This window comes from Streptomyces sp. NPDC001401, assembly GCF_042895385.1.
Classification (GTDB): Bacteria; Actinomycetota; Actinomycetes; order Streptomycetales; family Streptomycetaceae; genus Streptomyces.
Window position 1 is genome coordinate 1 of record NZ_JBIAWI010000003.1, and the last position, 22,894, is coordinate 22,894.

At 68.6% G+C, this 22,894-nt stretch carries 17 protein-coding genes, 1 tRNA gene and 3 pseudogenes; 6 read left to right on the plus strand and 15 right to left on the minus strand.

The window, feature by feature from the left end; all coding sequences use genetic code 11:
- From ACFY10_RS11930 to ACFY10_RS11960, 7 genes and pseudogenes are all read right to left on the minus strand, one after another.
- A partial coding sequence (locus ACFY10_RS11930) for a zinc ribbon domain-containing protein YjdM (RefSeq protein WP_390664950.1) occupies window positions 1-257 on the minus strand: 257 nt, incomplete at its 3' end.
- 302 nt (window positions 258-559) lie between these two features.
- A pseudogene (locus ACFY10_RS11935) lies at window positions 560-763 on the minus strand (arsenic transporter); the annotation flags it as partial.
- Window positions 764-1,290: 527 nt separating this feature from the next.
- Window positions 1,291-4,254, minus strand: coding sequence for a BTAD domain-containing putative transcriptional regulator (locus tag ACFY10_RS11940; protein ID WP_390665546.1), 2,964 nt, complete (start codon window positions 4,252-4,254; stop codon window positions 1,291-1,293).
- Between the two features lie 1,067 nt (window positions 4,255-5,321).
- On the minus strand, window positions 5,322-6,137 hold the full coding sequence (locus tag ACFY10_RS11945; protein ID WP_390664951.1) for a trypsin-like peptidase domain-containing protein: 816 nt from the start codon (window positions 6,135-6,137) through the stop codon (window positions 5,322-5,324).
- On the minus strand, window positions 6,134-6,445 hold the full coding sequence (locus tag ACFY10_RS11950; protein WP_390664952.1) for a CU044_2847 family protein: 312 nt from the start codon (window positions 6,443-6,445) through the stop codon (window positions 6,134-6,136). Before ACFY10_RS11950 ends, ACFY10_RS11945 begins: the two co-directional genes overlap by 4 nt.
- A gap of 113 nt (window positions 6,446-6,558) precedes the next feature.
- A complete protein-coding gene (locus ACFY10_RS11955; RefSeq protein WP_390664953.1) occupies window positions 6,559-6,870 on the minus strand; it encodes a hypothetical protein in 312 nt (103 codons plus the stop codon).
- 160 nt (window positions 6,871-7,030) lie between these two features.
- A complete protein-coding gene (locus ACFY10_RS11960; RefSeq protein WP_390664954.1) occupies window positions 7,031-7,492 on the minus strand; it encodes a hypothetical protein in 462 nt (153 codons plus the stop codon).
- A gap of 287 nt (window positions 7,493-7,779) precedes the next feature.
- On the opposite strand from ACFY10_RS11960, the gene ACFY10_RS11965 reads away from it, so the two are divergent.
- Together ACFY10_RS11965 and ACFY10_RS11970 are read left to right on the plus strand one after the other, a co-directional pair.
- The gene (locus ACFY10_RS11965) at window positions 7,780-10,404 is read left to right on the plus strand and encodes a helix-turn-helix domain-containing protein (protein ID WP_390664955.1); all 2,625 of its coding nucleotides are present in this window, start codon (window positions 7,780-7,782) and stop codon (window positions 10,402-10,404) included.
- 16 nt (window positions 10,405-10,420) lie between these two features.
- Window positions 10,421-11,581, plus strand: coding sequence for a WD40 repeat domain-containing protein (locus ACFY10_RS11970; RefSeq protein WP_390664956.1), 1,161 nt, complete (start codon window positions 10,421-10,423; stop codon window positions 11,579-11,581).
- A 379-nt stretch (window positions 11,582-11,960) separates the two neighbouring features.
- Here the strand turns inward: ACFY10_RS11970 and ACFY10_RS11975 are convergent, their stop codons facing one another.
- From ACFY10_RS11975 to ACFY10_RS12000, 6 genes and pseudogenes are all read right to left on the minus strand, one after another.
- Window positions 11,961-12,281 carry a hypothetical protein gene (locus ACFY10_RS11975; protein ID WP_390664957.1) on the minus strand — a complete coding sequence of 107 codons (321 nt, stop codon included), beginning with the start codon at window positions 12,279-12,281 and terminating at the stop codon, window positions 11,961-11,963.
- Between the two features lie 452 nt (window positions 12,282-12,733).
- Window positions 12,734-13,367 (minus strand): annotated as a pseudogene (locus ACFY10_RS11980) (ISL3 family transposase); the annotation flags it as partial.
- Between the two features lie 222 nt (window positions 13,368-13,589).
- Complete coding sequence (locus tag ACFY10_RS11985; RefSeq protein WP_390664958.1) at window positions 13,590-14,258, minus strand: NADPH-dependent F420 reductase; 669 nt, start codon at window positions 14,256-14,258, stop codon at window positions 13,590-13,592.
- Between the two features lie 173 nt (window positions 14,259-14,431).
- Window positions 14,432-15,049, minus strand: coding sequence for an NADPH-dependent F420 reductase (locus ACFY10_RS11990; protein ID WP_390664959.1), 618 nt, complete (start codon window positions 15,047-15,049; stop codon window positions 14,432-14,434).
- 99 nt (window positions 15,050-15,148) lie between these two features.
- The gene (locus tag ACFY10_RS11995) at window positions 15,149-16,003 is read right to left on the minus strand and encodes an LLM class flavin-dependent oxidoreductase (RefSeq protein ID WP_390664960.1); all 855 of its coding nucleotides are present in this window, start codon (window positions 16,001-16,003) and stop codon (window positions 15,149-15,151) included.
- A 234-nt stretch (window positions 16,004-16,237) separates the two neighbouring features.
- Window positions 16,238-16,972: an SDR family NAD(P)-dependent oxidoreductase gene (locus ACFY10_RS12000; RefSeq protein WP_390665547.1), complete on the minus strand. Its 735-nt coding sequence runs from the start codon at window positions 16,970-16,972 to the stop codon at window positions 16,238-16,240.
- A gap of 204 nt (window positions 16,973-17,176) precedes the next feature.
- Here ACFY10_RS12000 and ACFY10_RS12005 point away from each other — a divergent pair, with 204 nt between their 5' ends.
- A complete protein-coding gene (locus ACFY10_RS12005; RefSeq protein WP_390664961.1) occupies window positions 17,177-17,644 on the plus strand; it encodes a MarR family winged helix-turn-helix transcriptional regulator in 468 nt (155 codons plus the stop codon).
- A gap of 106 nt (window positions 17,645-17,750) precedes the next feature.
- On the opposite strand, the pseudogene ACFY10_RS12010 reads toward ACFY10_RS12005, so the two are convergent.
- Window positions 17,751-18,020: pseudogene (locus ACFY10_RS12010) on the minus strand (ISL3 family transposase); the annotation flags it as partial.
- A 622-nt stretch (window positions 18,021-18,642) separates the two neighbouring features.
- Here ACFY10_RS12010 and ACFY10_RS12015 point away from each other — a divergent pair.
- Both ACFY10_RS12015 and ACFY10_RS12020 read left to right on the plus strand, forming a co-directional pair.
- Window positions 18,643-20,553 carry a hypothetical protein gene (locus ACFY10_RS12015; RefSeq protein ID WP_390664962.1) on the plus strand — a complete coding sequence of 637 codons (1,911 nt, stop codon included), beginning with the start codon at window positions 18,643-18,645 and terminating at the stop codon, window positions 20,551-20,553.
- A gap of 271 nt (window positions 20,554-20,824) precedes the next feature.
- The gene (locus tag ACFY10_RS12020; RefSeq protein ID WP_390664963.1) at window positions 20,825-22,063 is read left to right on the plus strand and encodes a PP2C family protein-serine/threonine phosphatase; all 1,239 of its coding nucleotides are present in this window, start codon (window positions 20,825-20,827) and stop codon (window positions 22,061-22,063) included.
- A gap of 111 nt (window positions 22,064-22,174) precedes the next feature.
- Here the strand turns inward: ACFY10_RS12020 and ACFY10_RS12025 are convergent.
- Window positions 22,175-22,248 (minus strand) — tRNA-Pro (locus ACFY10_RS12025).
- A gap of 100 nt (window positions 22,249-22,348) precedes the next feature.
- Here ACFY10_RS12025 and ACFY10_RS12030 point away from each other — a divergent pair.
- A complete protein-coding gene (locus ACFY10_RS12030) occupies window positions 22,349-22,891 on the plus strand; it encodes a DUF309 domain-containing protein (RefSeq protein ID WP_390664964.1) in 543 nt (180 codons plus the stop codon).
- The last annotated feature ends 3 nt before the right edge of the window (window positions 22,892-22,894 follow it).

The following is a 22,894-nucleotide window of genomic DNA, read 5'->3' on the forward strand; positions in this document are numbered from 1 at the left end:
CGCACCTTCGTGCCGGCCTTGATCCCTGAGGGGCTGCCCTTGACCTTGAGCGCCTTCACGACCACGACGCTGTCGCCGTCCTGCAGCACATTGCCTACCGCGTCCTTGATGACACGCTCCCCCGCACCATCGCCGCCCTCGGTACCGGTCTCGGCGGGAACCCATTCGTGGCCGCACTCGGGGCACACCACAAGGGCGTTCATCTCGTAGGTGTACTCACAGGAGCACTTCGGACAGGGAGGAAGATTCTCGATCATCCCGCCAGAGTATCCGGCCCCGCACCTCGGACGATCCCGTCAGCCAGCTCACAGATCCGACCACCACAGGGCACGTCACCAACAGAGGAGCAGCGGGCGCACCGTGCCCCGCTCGGAGACAGGGGGCAGGACTCGGTGGCGCCGGCGTCGATGACCAGCCCGACCTGACTCTCGGGCCAGGTCGCCGCAAGGACGCCCAGCGGGATGAGTTGGGAGAACTGAACCGTCGGCAACGCCTCGGCCAGCCGCTCCTCCGAGGTGGAAACGAGCACGGGCCCCGCGCGGGGGAAGCTGCACTACCGACGACGGTGGCCGACGTGCTCAGCGATGACGGCCACCAGCCAGGGCAGCGCCATCAAGACGGCGAACCGAGTGAAGCTCGGCCCGCCAGCCTTGAACGCCCGAAGGTTGGTCAGGTTGGAGACCGGCAGCGGCAGCGATGCGGTGTTCGACAGGTAGGTGTATGCGTACGCATGCGGCCCGGGCCGGGTTCCCAGCCGGACGGCAGCGAACGCCTCGACATCGCCTTCTTCCGTGCGGCGAGGGACGCTGGGGGCACGGGTGATGATCAGGAGGACTGGTGTGCGGTCTGCGGCGGGAACGTCACGGTGCACGACGTCGACTGCTCCATTACCAGATGACGGAACCCCGTCCGCTTGAGTTCATAGCAGGTGTGCTCATGGGACGGGAACCCGAGCCCAACCCACAAGGACACTGCGGAGGTCAACCCGGACCCTTTCCACAGTCAGATACCGACAACGGCAGGCCGCTCCACCTCATGCCGCCCAACTGACCGCCCCGTGCACCACATCTGCACCGACGCGCTCCCCAGGCATCGCACGTCCAGTTCGGTGGGGGGTCGTTGGAACAGGACCTGCCTGCAGGCACCTCGCCGTGCACGAACGACCAATTTCGACCCAGATTTGGCCCCGTGCCCCGCTTACACACGGGATCAAGGTTCTGAGCTGCACAGCCTCCGGCACATCCCGATCACCGGCGACACGGAGAACGTCGGCACTGCGGGCGACGCGGATCACCTCCCCGTGGGGCGATCTGCCTCCCTTCCCGCGGCCCGGCCGCCCAGCCGTGCGTTCAGGCGGTCCCGCAGTTCGTACCCCTCCGCCCCGGACACGTGCTCGTACACAGCGAGGGCCTCAGCCCAGCAGGTCCGGGCCCGCGCGGACTCCCCCCGCTCCTCCATGGCGTCGCCCAGCACGACCAGAACATCGGCTCTGCGCCGAGCGCCCCCCACCCGTCCCAGCACCGCGAGCGCCTGTTCGGCCTCCGCAGCCGCCTGTGCGGGCCGGCCCGCACCGAGGTGTATCTCGGCGCGACGGTGGTGCACCATGCCTTCCCCCAGCGCCTGCGCGCACTCCTGGTAGATCCCGAGCGCCTGGTCCAGTTGCTCCAGTGCTTCTGGAATCTTCCCCGCGGCGGACAGGGCGAGCCCCAGCGCGTACCGTGATTCGGCAAGGGCGAGGGTGTCGGCCTCGGAGCCGAGCCGCTCGATGGCCTCCTCCGCGAGCGCGACCGCGCTGCGGACGTTGCCCAAACTCGCCTCGACATGGGAGAGCTGGCACAGTGCGCTGGCCACACCGAACGGATTGTCGTCCTCGCGGAACCGTGACAGGGCCTTCCGCAGACAGCGATCCGCCTCCGTGTAGCGGCGCTCCTGGAGCGCGATGACACCGCGGTCGTACGGCACCCAGGCGCTGGTCACCGGGTCGTCGATCGCCACAGCCAGCGCCAACGCCCGCTGCGCCTCCGCATCGGCCTCCCGCAGGTTCCCCGCCGTCAGGTGGACTGCGGTGAGCGCGGCACAGGCACGCCCCTCGGCCTGGGCGTCGCGCGCCTCGCGTGCGGCACGCTGCGCCGCGGCCGCCGTGTCCTGGTACTGGCGGAAGTTCCCGGATCCCACGATGTCCTTCACGCTCCACAGCAGATCGATCGACCTGCGCAGTTCGGAGCCGTAAGCGAGCTGGCGGGCGCAGGACATGATGCACTGTGCCTCGGATGCCAGCCAGCGCCGAGCGTCGTCCAGGTACGAGAACTCGACGCCCGGATACCGGGCTGGTTCCAGGTGCTGCACGCTTCGGTCACCGGGATGCTCGACGGCGTACACGCCGGTCGCGGTGGCCAGATAGAAGTCGAGGAGGCGGCTCAGCGCCGTCTGCCGCTCGCTGGGGAGGTGTTCGTCTCGTTCCGCGCAGGCGCGGGCATACAGCCTGGTGAGGTCGTGGTAGCGATAGCGGCCGGGTGCCGCCGACTCCAGGAAGCCGGTGTCGACGAGCGTTTCGAAGATGTCCTCCGCGTTCTCGGGCGACTGATCGAGTATGGCGGCGGCCGCGGCGAGGGAGATGTCCGGTCCGTCGGCGAGGCCGACAAGACGGAAGGCGCGTGCCTGCGCCGGATCCAGCTGCCCGTACCCCATCTCGAAGGTCGCCTTGACCGCGAGATCCCCGGCCTGCAATTCGTCGAGGCGGCGGCGCTCGTCGGAGAGTTTCGCGGCGAGCACGGACACGGTCCAGGTGCGGCGGGCCGCGAGGCGCGAGGCCGCGATCCGGATCGCCAGCGGAAGGAACCCGCAGGCTGCGACCACGTCGAGGGCAGCACTGTGTTCGGTTTGGACGCGTTCGCCCCCCACAATCCTGTTGAACAGTTGCAGCGCCTCGTCCGGGCTCAACACATCGAGGTCCACGAGATGAGCCCCGGCCAGATCCACCATGCGGACGCGGCTGGTAACGAGGGTGGCGCAGCCCTCTGTGCTGGGGAGGAGCGGCCGTACCTGTGCGGCGTCGCGGGCGTTGTCCAGGAGCACCAGCACCCGGCGGCCGTTCAGGACCGAGCGGTACAGCGCCGAGCGTTCCTCCAGCGAGTCGGGGATCGCCGAGTCCTCCATGCCCAGAGCACGCAAGAAGAACCCGAGGACCGTCTCGGGCTCCGTCGGCCGGGCGCCGGTCCCTTGCAGGTCCACGTACAACTGCCCGTCGGAGAAGGTGTGGCGTGCCTGGTGGGCGACGTGCACGGCGAGAGTGGTCTTGCCGACGCCTCCGATGCCCGCCAAGGCGGAGATGGCCAGGACGGCACCAGTGGAGTCGGCGAGGAGTTCAACGAGTTCGCTCACGAAAGCTGCGCGACCTGTGAAGTCAGGGACGGTCGCGGGCAGTTGCGAGGGCCGCACTACGCTCGCTCTCGCTTCGCGGCGCGGCTCGGCCGTGTCCTCAAGGCTCCGGTCGGCGGCAAGGATCCGCTGCTGCAGGTCGCGCAGGCCGGGGCGCGGGTCCACCCCGAGTTCGTCGGCGAGCAGGCGCCGGGTGTCCGCGTACACGGCCAAGGCCTCGGCCTGGCGTCCGCTTCGGTACAGAGCGAGCATGAGCAACTCGCGCAGGCCCTCGCGCAAGGGGTGGGCGGCGGTGAGTGCGGTGAGCTCCAGGACCGCCTCCGCATGATGGCCGAGCTCCAGGTCCAAGCCCAGTCGTTTCTCGCAGAGTTGAAGCCGCCACTCCTCCAATCTGACGCGCTGTGCTTCGGCATAGGGGCCCGGCACGCCTGCCAATACCTCTACGTCCCAAAGCGCGAGGGCCTCGTTGAACATGCCACGCGCCTGCGCTCGTTCGCCGGCAAAAAGGAGTTTCTCTGCATCTGCCACAAGGCGCTGCGCATGCGCCAGATCGACGGATCCAGCTTCGGTGCGCAGCGCGTACCCGCCGGACTCGCTGACCAGCACCCCTGGGTCGAGCACCTTGCGGAGCCGGGACGCGTAGGTGCGAACGGCGGCGAGGGCCTGCGACGGAGGCTCCTCGCCCCACAGCGCCTTGACCAGCTCGGTCGTCGTGACGGTACGGCCATCGCGCAGCAACAGGGCGGCGAGCAGGGCCCGTTGCTGCGGGGAGCCGGTGGACAGGGACTCCGCACCGCGCCACACCCGCACTGGACCGAGCACACTGAAACGCAGCGCCGGCCTGCCCTCGTCGCGCCGGCCCAGTGCCCTGTCCATAACCGCGGGCCTGCCGGCGGAGGGCTGCGGCGCCCGTTGCCGGACCTCGGGTAGCCGACGCCTTGGGGGCTCGGGCGCCGGTCGCCGGAATTCGGTTTCCCGAGGCCGTTGGGGCTCGGGCGCTGGAATGGGGGCTCGGGGAGCACGATCCGCGCCCCGCCGCATGACGCCCCATCGCCGCGCGGCCTCCGTGAGCAGGGCCTTGGCCTCGTCGATCCCGCGGTCATCCCGCGCTTCTGCGGCCGTTCCTCCTTCGACCGCGGCGAGGCTGAGCAGCGCGGCGACCGACTGCGGATGGTGGGCTCCCATCGTCGCCGCGGCCTTCTGGGACGCCACTGCCAGGACATGCGCGGCGCGTTGCATTCGGTCACGGTCTCCGGCGGCCCGCGCCGACTCGAACTCGGCGGTGGCCAGGGCGACCAGCGCCGACAGGGACTGCGGGTGCTCGCCGCCCAACAGGGCCACCAGACGGCGGACGGCGCGTTCGAGGTCGTCCAGCAACCGGTCCGCGACTTCGTGGCGGTCCTGGCGCCGCGCCGCCTCCGTCAGAACGGAGATCACCAGGAGGCGTACATCCGGCTCCTCCTCCGGGTGCTCGGCCGCGGCCAGCCGCTCCAGGGCCTGCGTGGCCGTTCGTTCGGCCCCTTCGGTGTCTCTCAGCCGCATCTTGAGCGCCGCGAGATTGGCCAGCGTTCTCGCGGCCGGCGCGTCGCCGCCCGGGTCGAACTGCAACGCCGAGGACAGCACGGTCGCGGCGGCGGCCAGATGCCCGCGATCAGCGAGCGTCACGGCCAGCTTGTTGCGCGAGGCGGTGTCGAGGTTCAGCCCGTCGGTGTCCCACGCCAAACGGGACACCACATGCTGGAGGAGGGCCTGCGACGAGCTCTGTCGGCCGAGGCTGTCGAGCAGCGCGGTGAGCAGGGCCAGATCCTGGCTGAGGGCCGGGTGGTGCAGCACGCGGTCGTCCGTGCGCAGACGTGCGACGGCATGCATGGCCTGCGCGGCCGCGGCGCTGTCGCCCTGCACCGCGAGCGCTGCGTAATAGAGCGCGTCCTGCCAGACGTCGTTCATGCGCCACCCTCGCTTCCTCCACCGTCGATGAGCGCCTTCACAGCCATGAACTTGAGCTCGGCGATCTGGGACGGATCGATGAGGCTGCGCTGCGCCCAGGCGTCGAGCTGGAGCAGCAGCGCCTCCGTGCCGACGAACCGGGCGGGCGACGTACCGTCCTGGACGAGGACGTCGTGGTCCGGGGCCGGTGGCCGGAGGACGTCGATGAGGTGGACGACGTCGAGGTGGTCGAAGCGGCGGATCGCCTCCCTGATGGTGGCGGCGAAGAGCACGTTGGCGGCGCGGGTGTCAGAGGCCCGGTCGGGGGCCTGCTCGATGAGGATGCCGACGACCGCGGGCTGCCGGGTGCCGTCGTTCCCCACACCCTCGACCGGCCCTCCCGAGTAGCCGGAGTAGTCACCGAGATGCTGGTCCGCCGTGAGCTGCAGTGCTTCGATGGTCGCACCCCCGACACAGAGGTGCTGTGCGGCCCCGGCGCTGACCCGGCCGCTGAGGTGTACGTCGTGTGCGGCGGGCCGGTAGGGGCCGCGCCAGCGATCCCCGTCGCGGGCGACATCGGCCGCGGGGATCGGAAGGGTGACCTGGTGCCCGGCGCCGATCTCGACCAAGGCCAGGTCGGCTTCCTTGTCCTGGCGGCAGACGCGGCCCTCGACCCGCTCCCCGTCGGCCAGTTCGATGTCGACATGTTCGTCCAGGGACAGTCCGCGCAGGCAGTGCAGTGCGGTGAGCACGAACCGGCGGGTAAGCAGGAAGCCACCGCCCAGCCGCTGCTGAGCCTGGTAGAGGTCGACCCAGTAGCCCGTGCCCGTCACGGGTTCCCCGGGGTGCGCTCCACAGTGAGGGTGACCTCGAACGAGGCCTCCGCCGAGGCCTTGGACAGGATGACCCCGGCTTCGGCCGCGAGGGTCAGACCGAAAGTGACGTCCAGGCTGGTGATCCGCCAGCCGTCACGCTCGGGGACCTGCGCCAGGGACTGCTGGGCGATGGAAGAGGCCTGGACGATCGCCTCCTCGATCTCGGAGGCGCGCTCGCCGAGGGACGACGTCGCCCGTGTTCTGCTGGCGATCTGCCTGTTCCCGGCTGTGTCGAGCGCAACCGTCTCGACCCTGACATCGGCCATGCCCGTACTTCCCCCGTGTCCCGGCACCTTCATCGGCGGTACGTGATCCCGACGAGAGCCTAGTCGCGCGGCTCGGGTGGTGCGACCGCTTCCCGGACGTACCGGTCGGCAGGTCAACTTGCGTGCGGGGCGGCCCTGTTCGGAGGGTCGCCGTGTCCAGGTTCGCGGACCGAGCCCCCGCGGATGCGCTTGCGGTAGTCGCAGAACAGCTCCACCTGGGTCTCGGCCCGTCCCGGCCTGTTGAGGAAGGCGAACTCGTCGGTCTGCAGGTCGGGGTAGTGGCGGAGAACTCGTACGAGGTGTTGCCGAGGTAGGCGCAGGCGAGGCCCCCGGGCCACGCCAATACTGGGCACACGAGCGCCCAGCGCCGACCGGCCATAGCGCGCCGCCTGCCAGACCGGGCCGGTGCGCTCGTGCTGCAACACACCGGCCTCAGCCTTCTTGGCAGTGGTGTCGGCGCCGGGACCATCGATCAGCGCTGTCGTCGCCGGCCGGCACATCACCGAGAGACCCCCGCCGCCCGCGGCAGGATTGGCCGTCAGTCATGCCCCGGAAGTAAAGGCGCTTCGACTGCGGTATGGACGGTCACCCCAAGGTGAACGGTCCGCCGCCGCTCGACGCACCTGTGGTGTTGTCGTGGACGAAGACGTAGACCTCATAACCGGAGCCGAGCCAGTACCAGTCGCTGGAGATCGTTTGGTTGGAAGGGACGTTCCTCGGGTCCCTCAGGTCCAGGGTGCCGTTGTGGTAGCGGGCGAAGGAGACGGTGCAGGCGTGGCCCCAGGACTCGCCCAGCATCTGGAAGAACTTCCCGCTGCGATTGAGCCACACTTTGCAGTCGCCGGCTGTCTTGTCGGTGCCCCACCAGTAGCTCTGCGTCTGTATCTCGCCCGGAGCGGTACTGCTGTTCTGGTGGGCCTGTGCGTGCTGCTGGGCCGGGGCCTGCGGTGCGGTGGTCGCGATGGCATCGGTAGACGGTCCCGATGCCATCGCTACGGCGCATGCAGCGGTACCGAGAGCGAGTGCGGAACGCCTGAGTTTGGTCATGCTCAACTTTTCCTTCCAGGCAGGCGGATGGGCGGACAAACGGCCGCCATGAACCCACGCTTTGCGGGCCGCGGCCGGTGCTTGCGACATCGAGTTCAACGGCCCCGGGATTGAATGGGCAGCCGGTTCTGCCACCCTGATCAATGGCCGCGATGCAGGTGAGGGGGCCCGGGCGTGGCACGTGACCAAAGACAACGGCTCAGGTTGCCCCTCCTGTTGCGGGCTGCGTAACGTGCGAGCACTCGGCTGTATCCACGGGGGAGGCAGACGGTGGGGGTGAGCTGTCGATGGCGGGGCGTCCTGAAAGTCAACTCGATCCGAGCGCAGGGCCGGTGGCGCGGTTCGCGGCCGAGTTGCGCAAACTCCGTGCGGAGGCCGGGAGTCCCACCTACCGGGCGATGGCGCAGCGCACCGGGCAGGGGGCGAGCACCCTGTCGCAGGCGGCCGGAGGAGAGCGGCTGCCCACCCTGCCTGTGGTGCTGGCGTACGTGCGAGCCTGCGGTGGCGATGCAGAGGAGTGGGAAGAGCGGTGGCGTGATGCAGCCGCAGAGGAGGCTGCCGAGCCTCGCGGTCCCGGCGAAGACGCGAGGCCTCCTTACCGGGGGCTGGCTCGCTTCGAGCCCGGCGACGCCGATCTGTTCTTCGGCCGTGACCAGCTCACCAACCGCCTGCTCGAACTGACGCGCTCCCGCCGGTTCACGGCTGTGTTCGGTCCGTCGGGCAGTGGCAAGTCCTCCCTGCTGCGCGCCGGCCTCATCCCGCTTCTGCGTAGCCCGGAGGTGAGCGGTCCGCGGCCGGCGGCGGTGCGCGTCCTCACTCCCGGGAAGCATCCCCTGCGCGTCCACGAGCAACGGCTGATACCGAAGGACGCCGACGATGAGACATGGCTGATCGTCGACCAGTTCGAGGAGCTCTACACCCTCTGCACCGACCCGGCCGAACGCAATCAGTTCATCGACCAGCTCCTGTCCGCCACGGACGCCACGAGCCGTCTGCGCGTCGTCATCGCTGTGAGGGCCGATTTCCTCGGCCGCTGCGCCGAACACCCCGCCCTGACCGCTGCGTTACAGGACGGGACCGTGCTGGTCGGCCCGATGAGCCGTGCCGAGTTGCGCGAGGCCATCACCAAGCCCGCCCTGGCCGCGGGAATGATCGTGGAACGCGGACTGACCGCGCACATCCTCGACGAGGTGGAGGGCGAACCTGGCGCCCTGCCCCTGATGTCCCACGCCCTGCTCGAGACCTGGCGCCGCCGCAAAGGCCGCGCGCTGACCACCCAGGCGTACGAGGCAAGTGGCGGTCTCCACGGGGCCATCGCCCGCACCGCCGAAGACGTTCACACTCATCTGACCCCGTCGCAGGCTGACCTCGCCCGCCGTATTCTGCTGCGCCTCATCACCCCGGGCGAGGGAACCCCGGACACCAGAAGACCCGCTCCACGCACGGAACTCGACTTCAGCGAACCTGTCGACACGGTCACGGTCCTCGAACACCTCGCCCGCGCCCGCCTGCTCACCCTGGAGCACGACACCGTCGATCTGGCCCACGAAGCGTTGATCACTGCCTGGCCCCGCCTGCGCGCCTGGATCGACACCGACCGGGAACACCTACGCATCCACCGCAGCCTGACCGAGGCCGCACGCACCTGGGACGATCTCAAGCGTGACCCAGGTGCCCTATACCGGGGCACACGCCTGGCCGTCGCCGAAGAGCACTTCGCCGCGCCTGAACCATTCGCCACGCTCACCGGGCTGGAACAGGCGTTTCTGACCGCCGGCCGCGCCGCTCGCGCCGGAGAACACCGCCGGCGACGTGGTTTCATCACTGGCTTGGCCGTATTGGTCACGTGCGCCCTCATTGCGGGAGTCATCGCCTGGCAGCAGACTCGCACCAGTGGCCGCCGCCACTTGGAGGCCGAGTCCCGCCGCCTTGCCGCGGTCGCCACGAGCATGCGTTTCTCCGACCCGGTCACAGCGATGCAGCTCAGCCTGGCCGCCTGGCGTCTGAATGATTCGACCGAGACCCGGTCTGCCCTGCTCGGGGCCGTGACACAGCGCGAGGACGATGTCTTCTCCGTGCCGGGCACGAAGTTCGACTACAACGGCGGCATCCCGACCGTATTACGCGCCATGACGGCGGACGGAAGGTCACTCGTATCCGTCACCGCGGACCGGGTCAACACCTGGGACCTGCGCACCCATCGCCTCTCGGGCTCCTTTCCGGGGCCCGGCAAGCTGCTGGACGGCGATACCTCGGTCGTCATCGCCCCGAACGGTCTCACGCTCGCCCTGGTGACGCTCGAGGGCAGAATCAAGCTGTGGGACGTGCGCACTGCACATGTGACGGCGACGCTCGACCTGGACATACCCCACACGGCGTCGTTCAGCCCCGACGGTGAGATGCTCGTCGTGGAGGACGACGGCCCGGACGGATCAGACCCGTCCCTCCAGGTGTGGGACCTGCGCCATCACCGGGTTCAGTTGCGCATACCTGAACAGGACGGCGAATCCCTGCAGTTGGCATCCGTCAGCGGCGACAACAAGTGGCTCGCCCTGTGCACGGACGCCCGCCCCCTGCAGGTCTGGGACATCTCGGCCGGCCGGAAGGCGCTGCACGCACCATGGGCGTCGAACACCCATCACGCCTGCTCCGCAACTGCACTCACCATCGCTCCGGACGACACGACCCTCACGGTCCTGGCTCAGGACAAGATCCGTCGGTGGGATCTCTCCACGGGACACAGCCTGCCCTACCTCGAAGCCGACGGGATGACCAAGATGCAGTTCGACGCGCGGCTCCTTCCTCGTCGCCGTCGGCGCCTGCCAACTGCTCGTCTGGCGTATGGCATACCCGGATGCTCCCGTGCTGAGCCAAAAACTGACCACCGACGCCCAGGTCGGCCTTGCCTTTGACAGTGCGGCAGGAGCCGTGCGCTACCTCAACCAGGGCGGCATGATCGTCCGGACACTGAGCCTGGGGCGCGCCACGACCAGCCAGTGGGACACCAAGCAGCCCGACAAAGCCACGCTGTCCCAAGACGGCCGGACCCTCGCCCGCCTGCGCCCTGCCGACGGCGCGGAGAGGCTCCAGATACTCGACACCCGCACCGGCCGGGTCGTCTTCGAACCGACGACAGAGCACTGCCCCGTGGGGGGCCGGCAGGACACACCCGAATGCGCCGACCTCATGGCACTCAGCCCCGACGGCCGGTACGTCGCCAGTGGCGTCGTCCGGGAAGCAGACCAGTCAGGAACGCCGAGTCGACCACGCCTCACCGTGTGGGACATCGCCACCCACCGCCCATACGCGACGATCACGCTCCGGCCCAAGCCTGCGGACATCTTCGGGCTGACCGGGCTCGCCTTGGACGCCCATGCCCGCACCCTGCTGGCCTACCGGGACACCACACCACCGTCTGTGGAGGTGTGGGACCTGCACCGGAAAGAGCTCATCACCTCGGTCCGCAGAGATCAGTACACGCTCACAGGCCCTACCACCGAGGGCGGTATGGACATGGCCCTGCGCCCTGACGGCCGCATGCTGGTGACCCAGCCCGGCCTGGTCGTGGACATTGCCTCACGAAGGATGGAACCCCGTGAGCTCGGTGAGGGGATGATCAGTGCCGCGGCTTTCGGACCGCACCGTACCTACCTGGCAGTGGGCGACGACCTGGGGCGCGTCACCCTCTGGGACAGTGCCGCGCGCAACCGTCTCGGCGTGCTGACCGGCACCACCGCCGACAGTGAGGCGGCCGAGAGCGGGGAGGTGACGGCCCTCGCGTTCTCCCATGACGGCAGCACGCTCGCCGTCGGCGGCGACGGTGGCACTGTGCAGTTGTGGGATGTGGCGTCCCGCCGACTGCTCGGGTCCGCCCTCCCCACCCCGGGAGACCTCGTGGGCAGCCTCGCCTTCAGCACCGACGACACCACCCTCTACGCCGCCGGCGCCCACGTGCCCGTTCAGACCTACTCCCTCAACCCCGACCTCCTTGCCCGACAAGTGTGCCGGCGCGCGGGGTCCGGACTGTCCGCAAGGGCATGGAAAACCTACCTGCCCGACGTGCCGTACAGGCGTACTTGCCCTCGGTGACGCTGAGGGACGGCAGTTGGCCGACGGCGGCTACGGGGAAAGGTGAAGGCAGGCCAGACGATCACCGTCACCGTGGCCCCCAAGGGGAAGGTCCCGCAGTCGATGGGCGGGCGGCCTACGGGTTCCGGGAAATTCCTGGGGCAGGCATCGCGGCGGGCCTCGAGTACTGATACTGGCGTGGGCGGCCTTCCGTCCGTGATCCCGCAACTCGCCCCGGTCCGGCGGGTCAGGCGATCCGGGCTCGGTCGCCTTGCGCCCTCGGCATCAGAAAGCCCCGGATCAGCCCGGCAGTCTCAGCTGCGCAGGTGTCCAGGACGAAGTGGCAGCCGTCGAGCAGATGGACCTCGGCATTGGGCAGGTCGGCCTGGAAGGAATCGGCCTACTGTGCCTGGAACGACGCGTCGTGGCGTCCCCAGAGCACCAGCGTGCGGGGCTGGTTCCGACGCAGCCACCGCTGCCAGGCCGGGTACGCGGCCATGTTCGTGCGGTAGTCGCAGAACAGCTCCACCTGGATCTCGGCCCGTCCCGGCCGGTTGAGGAAGGCGAACTCGTCGGTCCACAGGTCGGGGTCGTAGCGGTCGGTCTCCGGGTCGTTCCCGAGATGTCGTGCCCGGGTGGCGGCCAGGGAGAGGATGTTCTCCCGCACCTGCGCCTCGTGGGCGGCGCGATCGGCCCAGAAGGCGCGGCGTGTCTGCCACAACGGCCCTAGGGCAGCCTTAGGTGCGGAAGCGCTGCGTCATCACGCCGACCAGCTGGTCGGCTCGAGGCCTGAGCTCCCGAGCAAGATCGCGAAGCAAAGCATCGGCAGTGCCGTCCACAGTCCAAAATGTACGCGCAAGCGCCGGAGCAGACATATTCGTCAACGCGACTCCGCAGCAAGAGCGCGCAGTCGGTCGCGAAGCCTGAACGCGCCTTGCGACGCAGCCGCGGGTGTCCAGCGACAGAGACAGGGCGGCTTCCCGACCGATCCGCCAGCCGCCGAGGATCGCGTAGCCAACGTCCGCCCTACGTACAGGAGTTGAATCCGCACCCCACGGCGCACTCATGCGCGACCAGGCCGTCGCAGCGTGCATCCCCCGGTCTCGTCGACCGGCGATGACGCCCCCCAAGAGCGTCCACCTCAGGCCCCGTGTCCCTGCCGCTTCCACCCGTTCTCGGTCGTCCCTCGACCATGTCGAGCAGCCTGGCTGGGCCGGTGCCGTCGCGGATCCCGGTGAGGTCGATGATCACGGTGACGTACTTGCCCCCCTTCCTGGTGTGGCGCCACACGTGCTCGTCCACGCCTAGGACCCGGACGTCGTCGAACCTGGTGGTGTCGTCGATCAGGACCCGCCTGCCCTCGGCCAGCACGGCGTCGTTGGCGGTGTTCCACGCGACGCCGAGGCCCTCGGCGACGCGGGCGACGGTGAGGTGCTGGACTACCAGAGCCTCCAGCGCCCACCGCAGCCCGCGACGTGACAGCTTGGCTCGCGGCTCTGCGGCGCGGGTGGTGTCTTGGCGCCACACGTGCGATGCAGCGGCGGATCGTGACCGCCAACGTTGTGGGCCGCCAGCCGAGCGGCTCGTGTGCGAGCCGCCTGGTCACCGTGTCACGCACGGTCCCCTCGCCACCGCAGCGGCGGCACCACTGGTCGGGTTCGAGGACCCGACAGGCGAGCACGGCCCGGTCGGGTGCGAGACGCTGGCCGGTCACCTCGAGTCCGAGCTCATCGAGACGGCAGAACGTGGTCAGATCAGCGCGCGTGAACCCATGATCGGGGCGCGCCGCGACGGTAGCGTCGGGCATGTCGAGAGCATCCAGATGGGCAGTGTGAGAACGTCCATCCTCGGGAGACATCGACGCCTATCCCGTCACCGACGCGCCGGTCCCAGCGGCGAGGACCACACTCTCATCTGTTAGAGCCCGCTTCCTCAGGCCCCTATATGGGACCATCTTGTGCACCTGCTGCACGCGTTCATGGGCCTTGCGGGAGCAGCGAGAAGTGCTGCGGCGCGCGCCGACTTGCGGTTACCGCGCCGCCCTGGCCAGGGCGGCGCGGATCGCATTCGCGCCGACCGGCCGGCCTTCCTCTTCCGAGTATGGTCCATATGGCGTCCCCCACACCGGCGTGCTCGTCTCCTGCCGCCAGCTGTCGGCCAGCGGTCCTGTGTCCACCACGCTGTAGCCGATCGAGTCGATGAACTCGGCCACCGTCGCCTTGGCCTCAGTGGAGTCGCCGGCGATCGGCAGGTAGGAACGGTCGGCCGCTCCTACCGGGCGGCCGAGTGACAGCAGGTGCTTGAAGAAGATGTTGTTGAACGCTTTCACCAGCACGGCGTCCGGGAGATAGCGCAGCAGTAGTGCGCTCGAGGTCAGCGACTTGTCGTCGAGTTCGGGGATGGGCCCATCCCGCTCGGGGCCGTAGTTGCAAGTATCGATGACTGTTTTCCCGACTAGTGGCGCGGCGGGCAGCCTAGGAAAGGCCCTGACTGGCACCGCTACCACGATGATGTCGCCGGCCGCCGCGGCATCCGTGCTCGACGCGGCCGACGCCTGCGGCCCCAGTTCCGTAATCAAGTCCGCGAGCGTTTCGGGACCGCGCGAGTTACTCAGCACCACCCGGTGCCCGGCTTCGATGGCGAGCCGCGCGACGGCGCTCCCGATCTGCCCACTTCCGATGAATCCAACCGTTGTCATAGTTCTGCTTCCCTTCTCGAAAGCACCTACTCTGTCGTTGCTACTGCTCGATGTCGGCCTAGGAACGACGTCCTTGAACACCGGTCGCCGTCGGATCACCGAGGCCGTGCCAGTCACACAGCCGCCCAACTACCTCACCCGATCAGCACGGGGCAGCCGAGACAGCCAGGTATTCAGTTGAATTCTGCGCCGAGGGCGATGTCGAAGCCGGCGCCGTGGCGGGCCAGCCCCATTAGCAGGAGGCCGGTCCATTCAAGGACCGACGCCATCTGGAGCCCTCCGGCGTCGAGAGGCCGCAAGCCGATGCTCTTCAGAAACGCCGCGACTTGGGCTTTCGCCTCTGCGTCGTCGCCGGCAAGAAACGCGTCCAGGGGCTTGTCGTGAGCGAGGACGTGGCCGAATATCGAGTTCAGCGCCTTCACGACCGGTGTGCCCTCGGGGGCGGCAGCGGCGATCTCCTGGGCCGCCGAGCGACCTGGGGTAGTCACGAGCCCGTCGGCGTCGGTGTTGAAGGGATTGGAGATGTCGACGAGGATCTTGCCGGCCAACGCGCCGTCGTAGCGAATGACCGCGTCGACTGCGCCGGTGTACGGGACGGCCACGATGACGATGTCACCTGCCGGCGTTGCACCGAACACGCCGACGGTGGCTCCATTGCCGATCTGGTCGGCCAGCGCCTGAGCTTTGACGGTGTTGCGGCTCATGAGCTCGATGGTGTGGCCGTGCTTCGCCGCCCGGGTGCCGATGGCGGTGGCCATGTTGCCCGAGCCGATGATGCTGATGGTGGTCATGACGTTTTCCTTTGCTGTCTATCGATCAACTGCTGGGTAATAGGGGTCTTGCCGGTGTGGTGGGCTGCGTCGAGAGCATTGGCCGCGCAGGGCGGAGTGCTAAGAGCGTTCGCGGGCGACGTGTTCGCGTACGGCGGGGATAGTTTCCGCGGCGAAGCGTTCGAGTACGTACGGGTCGTCGCTGGCCAGGATGAAGACGCTGACACCGTCCTCGACGGCCATCTGGGCCAGTGCCTCCGCGGTCTGCTGACTCGGGAAGATGTTCAGCAGCCGGGTGATCTCGCGGGGGTCGCGGTTAGCGGCCCGCGCGGCGTCGTCGATGATCGCGTTTCCCTTCTGGAGGCCGCCTGGCTCCATGACCGGCAGCGACGGCAACCAGCCATCGGCCTTACGTCCCACCAGGCCCTGCATCTTCGGCTTGTGGGCTCCGAGCCAGATCGGGATCTCGTGTGCGGGCGCGGGTCCGCGCTCGGCGCCGTGGACCGAATAGAACTCCCCGTCGACATCCAGTCGTCCGGGCCCGTCGGCGTCCCACACCCCGCGGATCACGTCGATCGCCTCGCTCAACGCCGCCACTGACTGCAACGGGGTCAATCGACGTCCGCCGATCGCCTGCACCGCATCCCAGTAGAAGCCGGCCCCGAGCCCGAGGCTGATCCGAGCACCGGAGAGCAGGTCGAGGCTGGCGGCCGCGCGGGCGAGCACTGCGGGGGGCTGACGCAGCGGCAAGTTGAGCACATTGCCAGACAGACCGATGCGCTCGGTCCGCGCGGCCACCCAGCTCAGCAGAGTCCAGGTATCGAGAAAGCTCGACTGGTAGGGATGATCCTGGAAGGTCACGAAGTCGAAACCGAGCCGCTCACTGAGCTGCGCCAACTCGACCGGACGAGTCGCCGGGGAGTTCGTGGGACCAATGAACGTTGCGAAACGCAGGGGATGACCATAGTCAGGCATCGACGTCTCCTTCAGTCGTTCGTGTGTGGTCACTGGGCGGTGACGACGACGCCCAGAGCCATCCACCGTCGCTCGTGGTACGGATTGTGAGGAACCGTCGATTGCGCTGCGTCGGCTTTCGCGACGACTGAGACGCGGGGGCCCTGGAGGGCTCGTTACTGCTCATTTTCTCTGCCCCTGGTGCGGTTAGGTCGGAGCGCCGACATGAGGCGCTTCTCTGGTCGTCGCTCGCTGTTAGATCTGGCTGAACCCGCCGTCGACGACTAGGTTTGCGCCGGTGATGAAGCTGGCGTCCGAGGAGGCCAGGAACAGCGCAGCAGCCCCGATTTCCTCGCTGCTTCCCAGCCGTCCCAGCGGGATGGCTGCGGTGATCTGCTCCCGAATCTCGGGGGATACGGTGCTGAAGAGCGCGGTGTCGATCGAACCGGGACTGACGACATTCACCCGGATGCCGCGGACCTTCAGCTCCGCGGCCCAGGTGCGGGCGAGTGAACGCACGGCGGCCTTGCTCGCCGAGTAGACCCCGGCACCGGGAATGCCCTTGGTCGCGCTGGTCGTGCCGTTCAGGATGATCGACGCACCGTCGCTCATCAGCGGCAGCAGGTACTGAACGGTGAACACAGTGCCGCGGAAGTTCACGCCCACCAGCGCATCGAACGCATCCGGGGTGATGCTTCCCAGCGGGTCCGAAACCGATCCGAGGCCGGCGCTCGCAAATAGGACGTCGACTCGTCCGTGACGCTCCCGCACGGTCTCGGCCAAGCGAGCCAGGTCGTCGAGATTTCCCGAGTCCGCCTGTACGCCCGTCACGTTGTGGCCGATGGAGGCGACCGCCTCATCCAGTCTGCGCCTGTCTCGTCCGGTGATGAACACGTCACCGCCTTCGGCGACGAACAACTTGGCCGTCGCCAACCCCATCCCAGAGGTTGCTCCAGTGATCACGGCGACCTTGCCATCAAGTTTGGGCATGTTGACCTTCATCCTTCTGTCGGTCGAACGGCCGAACGGTGCGCGGACCCTGCGGGGCACGCGGGCCGGCGAGTACGCGCCGGTTGTGCGAAGCGCTCCGCAAACGGGACTGTTCTCCCGTTCGTGACTACACGCCCACCGTACCAGATGCGTGCGCGCGCACCTAACTGGGAGAGCACTCAGTTTCCGGGTATGCTGCTGGGTGTGAAGGCACCCGTGTCGCAACCGCGAATCATTTCCCCGGACCAAGTCAAGGGCTGGTTTGCGCTGCTGTTCACCCACGCCACAGTGACCGGGCGGATCGACGCCGCGCTGATGGACCAGCACAAGATCTCGTTCAGCACCGTCGAGATCCTGTGCTGGCTCCTGGAAACCGAGCCTCAGTCGGTTCGAGTTCTGTCTGGCGAGCTTGTCAGCGTGAGCCCCACTCGAGCATCACGGTTGGTCCAGAATCTGATCGATGCCGGGCACCTCCAGCGTGGCGCCGACCAAGGCGACGGGCGCGTATCGCTCATCAGCTTCACGAAAAGCGGACGGCACTTCGCCGAGACGGTCAGACGAACCTTCGAGGATTCGGTCAAGAGACACTTCATCGATCCCCTCGACGACGATGACATTGCTGCCATCACCCGGATTTGGGCCAAGCTCGAAAACGCAGAAGGTCCTAGCTGAGGGAAATCCGGATCGCTGTGATCGCTATCCTCGTCCGGCGACACGAGACCGGTCAGCGACTGTCGTCCGCTGTCGGGACTTCGAGCGACAGGGACCGCGCGATGCAGCGGCGGATCGTGACCGCCAACGTTGTGGGCCGCCAGCCGAGCGGCTCGTGTGCGAGCCGCCTGGTCACCGTGTCACGCACGGTCCCCTCGCCACCGCAGCGGCGGCACCACTGGTCGGGTTCGAGGACCCGACAGGCGAGCACGGCCCGGTCGGGTGCGAGACGCTGGACGGTCACCTCGAGTCCGAGCTCATCGAGACGGCAGAACGTGGTCAGATCAGCGCGCGTGAACCCATGATCGGGGCGCGCCGCGACGGTAGCGTCGGGCATGTCGAGAGCATCCAGATGGGCAGTGTGAGAACGTCCATCCTCGGGAGACATCGACGCCTATCCCGTCACCGACGCGCCGGTCCCAGCGGCGAGGACCACACTCTCATCTGTGAAGAGCCGTCAGTGTCCAGCGTACTCAGCCGAGTCGTCGCGCTTCGACCGAGAGCCAGCGAGTCACCGCATGTGCAAGGCCCTTGAAGCCTTCGGGCAAGTTCAGCCCACCACCGTGCTGGGCCGTGATCCGGCACAGCGACCAGACGTCAGGACGTAGGTACGTTCGCAGCGCTGAGGCTGCGTCGGCGAGTGGCCCCGGCCGGGGAGTTGGGGGCCAGCACCACTCAGTCTCGCTTCTTGCAGATCGGGAGGAGCATCGGCGTAAGCAGGTCGAGTTGCACGAGCGAGCCGTCGGTGCGACACGTGTTTCTCCCGGCGATCGGACTCGTCATCGCCTTTGGTTGCTGCCGGTCCCCTTGTAGGTGATCCGCCCACGCCGGGCCGACGCCCGCTGACCGGGACAACACGGCGACCGGTTGGGCTGGGCGGCCGAAGTGAGCCCCCTCGTATGGGGTGGACTCACCCGTGTCGTGCCCCGTCCCTTGCGGCATCCGCACAGTATCCCGTCGTGTACTTGCTACCTGACCTGCGCACACGCGGCTTCGCTGCTCTCGTCACGACCGCCGCCATGAGCTTCGCGTCCCTTCTTCTCGCCCCGCCGGCCGCGGCGGCCGTGTCCAACGGTGGCTTCGAGACCGGGACCTTGGCCGGCTGGACGCCCACCGGCACGACCGCCGTAGTCTCCACAGGGGCGCACAGCGGGACGTACGCCGCCCGGGTCGGCGGAACCAGCCCCACCAGCGGCGACTCCTCGATCGCCCAGACCTTCAACGCGGCCACCGGCGAGAGCCAGCTCTCCTTCTGGTACAACGTCAGCTGCCCTGACACCCTGACGTACGACTGGGCGACGGCGACGCTGACGGACAACACCACCGGCACCACCGCGACCGCACTGCCGAGGACCTGCACCACCGGACAGGGCTGGCGGCAGACGACGACCGCGGTCACACCGGGGCACAGTTACACGCTCCGGCTGATCAGCCACGACGACAACTACCCGGGCGATCCGACGTTCACCCTGTACGACGATGTCCAGCTCGGCGGCACACCGCCCCCGCCACCGCCGCCGCCCGGGCTGACGCAGATCGACACCGACCCGTTCACCAACACCGCCAGCCAGCACGCCACCGTGGTGGAGCCGGACACGTTCACCTTCGGCAACACCGTCGTCTCCGCCGCGCAGAACGGCCGCTTTTTCGGCGGCGGGGCGTCCGGGCTCGGATGGGCCACCTCCACTGACGGAGGGGTGAGCTGGCAGCACGGGACCATTCCGGGCATCACCGTCTACCAGGGCGGCGCCTTCTCCCGCGTCTCCGACCCCTCTGTCGCCTACGACGCCCGGCACGGCACCTGGGTGGTCGCCGGGCTCGCAATCAACTCCACCTCGAGCGGGGTCATCGGTGCCGGCGTCACCGTCAGCCGGTCCGCGAACGGCCTGAGCTGGCAGAACCCCATCAGGGCAATGGGCTTCGACGGCCAGAACTACGACAAGTCGTGGATCGTCTGCGACAACACCGCCACCAGCCCGTTCTACGGTCGCTGCTACATCGAGGCCGACATCGCCTCGTCCGGCAACCGGATCGTGATGAGCACCTCCACCGACGGCGGTCTCACCTGGCAGAGCCCCCTCTCGCCGCTCGGCACGCCGAGCGGGCTCGCGGGGCAGCCGCTCGTCCAGCCCAACGGCACCGTCGTCGTCCCGTACTCCGCCAACGGAAGCGCCATCCGTGCGTTCAACTCCACCAACGGCGGCGTGTCCTGGAGCGGCACCTCACCCGTCGCCTCCGTCACCGCCCACACGGTCGCGGGCGGTCTGCGGGCCCCTGGCGGAATCTCCTCGGCCGAGGTCGACGGCAGCGGACGGATCTTCGTCGCCTGGCACGACTGCCGCTTCCGCGTCAACTGCTCGGCCAACGACATCGTCTACTCCACCTCGGCCAACGGCACCACCTGGACTGCCGTGACCCGGATCCCCATCGACTCCACGGCCAGCGGCGTCGACCACTTCCTCCCCGGCCTCGGCGTCGACCGCACCACCTCCGGGGCCACCACCCGACTCGGCCTGTACTACTACCGCTACCCGGTCGCCGCCTGCTCGTCGACCACGTGCCGCCTCCAGGTCGGCTACATCTCCTCCGGCAATGGCGGCTCGTCCTGGAGCACCGCGACCACGCTGAGCGGGCAGTTCCCGCTCTCGCAGATCGCGAGCACCAACCAGGGGCGCATGGTCGGCGACTACATCTCCACCTCGATCGTCGGCGGTCGAGCCGTCTCCGCCTTCCCGATCGGCGCGGCGCCCACCGGGCAAGCCTTCAATGAGGCACTGTTCACGGCCGGCCCCCTCGCCATCGGCGGCACCCTGCAGTCACACTCCGGAGCCGACAGTAGCCGCGCCCGGATGCCACGAGCAGCCCGGTAACCACTGCAATGTGAGAGTGCCACCGGCGCGGGATGGTCTCCTGCCCGGTGGGCTCCACGTCCCCGCGGATGCCGGGTCTGCTGCGGCTCCTGGCCACATGGCGCCCGCCGCAAGGCCGGCGCCAACAGGTCTCCAAAAAAGATCAAAGGGCACGCTTCCGTCTGGTCCGGTGTTTTGTCGGACCGGCAGTCGTCCGGCAGGCGTACCTGGCGGACACCTCGTAGGTTGGAGATGAAACGGTCGCGCTCGTAAAGATCGGCAGGTCACGCGCGTGACGACAGCGGAGATCGATTTCGCGGAGCTGTTCGACGCCGCGCCGAACTCGTACCTGGTGCTGGACGCCGACTTGGTGGTCCGCTACGCCAACCGGGCCTACCTCCAGGTCACCGGCAGGACCCGCGAGGAGCTGGTCGGACGGTCCATCCTGGAGGCGTTCCCGGACACTCCTGCCGCTCCGGCCGCGGCGCGTGACTTCGGCGCCTCACTCAGACGCGTGCTGGACTCCCGCGAGCCCGATGTGGTGGCACCGAAGCGATTCGACATCCCCGTTGGCAGACGGCCCGGCGAGCTCGAGGAGCGATGGTGGTGCGGGATGTCCAGCCCCGTCCTGGGGCCGGACGGGACGGTGAAATGGATCATCGCGCGGGCCGACGACGTCACCGAGTTCATGCGTTCCCCCGTCATCCACGAGCTCACCCAGCCGCTGAGCAAGCACGCAACAGGGATCGCGGCCCAGGTGTATGCCCGGTCGCGTGACCTGGAACAGCTGAACGAGCAGCTGCGCCAGGCGCATGCACGCGAACGCGAAATCGCCGTCACCTTGCAGGAGGTCATGCTCCGCTCGCCCGACCTGGCCCGGCACGACCGAGACATCGCCGTGCGCTACCTGCCGGCTCTTGGATCGCTCAACGTGTGCGGCGACTGGTACGACGTGGTCGATCTGCCACCTGACCGCTACTCCGTCGCCGTCGGGGACGTCGTCGGCCACGGCCTTGAGGCCGCTGCCGTCATGGGCATGCTGCGTAGTGCTCTGAGCGCAGCCATTCGTGCCGTTCCCAGTCCCGCACAGGCCCTTGAGGTACTGGGTCTGTACGCCCGGGCGGTCGACGGCGCGTTGGCCACCACCGTCGTCAAGGTGCTCATCGACCCGCGCAGCCGACTGATCATCTACAACAACGCCGGCCACCCACCGCCGGTACTGCTCCATCCAGACGGCAGTTGGCAGATGCTGGACCAGGCGACCGACCCGCCTCTGGGCGCCCGTCCGGATCATGTCCCCCGCCCCCAGGCTGGACTGTCCTACACACGCGGGGACACCCTCGTGCTCTACACCGACGGCCTCATCGAACGCCGTGGCGAAGACATCGATACGGGCCTGGCCCGGCTGACCGACGCACTCGCCCAGTACAGCACCCTCCCGGTGGAAGAACTCGCCGACGGACTGCTGGCCCATCTGGGCGTCACGGGCGGCAGCCAGGACGACATCGCCCTCGTCGTCGTCCGCCTGTGACCGTTTCCAACCGCGAGAAATTGTGAGACGAGAGCCTGGAAACGATCAAGGGCCTCGTCTCACATGATGTGATCCAAGGCCCTGACCTGCGACAACGATTCCCTATAGTTGTCGGGACGACAGGATTTGAACCTGCGACCCCTTGACCCCCAGTCAAGTGCGCTACCAAGCTGCGCCACGTCCCGGTGCGCTTCCCGCGGTGAACCGCGTGATCGCGCGGACAGCACTTTACCCCACGTGCACGGTGGTGCCGAAGCGGGCCGGGGGCGCGGGACAATCGGGTGTATGGGCAGTACGGGACGCAGGAGCGGCGCGTCGTCGGGCCGGGTGGCCGGGGCGCGGGACCGGGACGGTGAGGGGCGGGCGCGCAATGCCCGGCCGCGGGACGGGCTCGGGCGGCCGCTGCCGTACGGCGCGGACGGGGTGGACCGGCAGCCCGAGGGCGTCGTACGCGCTCCGGAGCAGACCGTCGCCGAGGCGCAGGAGCTGCTGGATGCCGGTAGGCCCTTCCATGCGCACGAGGTGTTCGAGGATGCCTGGAAGTCGGGGCCGGAGGCGGAGCGGGAGCTGTGGCGGGGCCTGGCGCAGGTTGCCGTGGGGCTCACACATGCGGCCCGCGGGAATGTCACGGGCGGCGCCCGGCTGCTGCGGCGGGGTGCGGGGGCCGTGGAGCAGTGGACGGCGGAATCGGGGCGGCAGCGGCCGTACGGGATGGATCTGGTGGGGCTGGTCGGCTGGGGGCGTGAGCTGGCGGACGACGTCGAGGGTGGTGGCGGGGCCGTCGATGCCGGGGCGCGGGCGCCGCGGCTGCGCGGGCGGACCCCGTAGGGC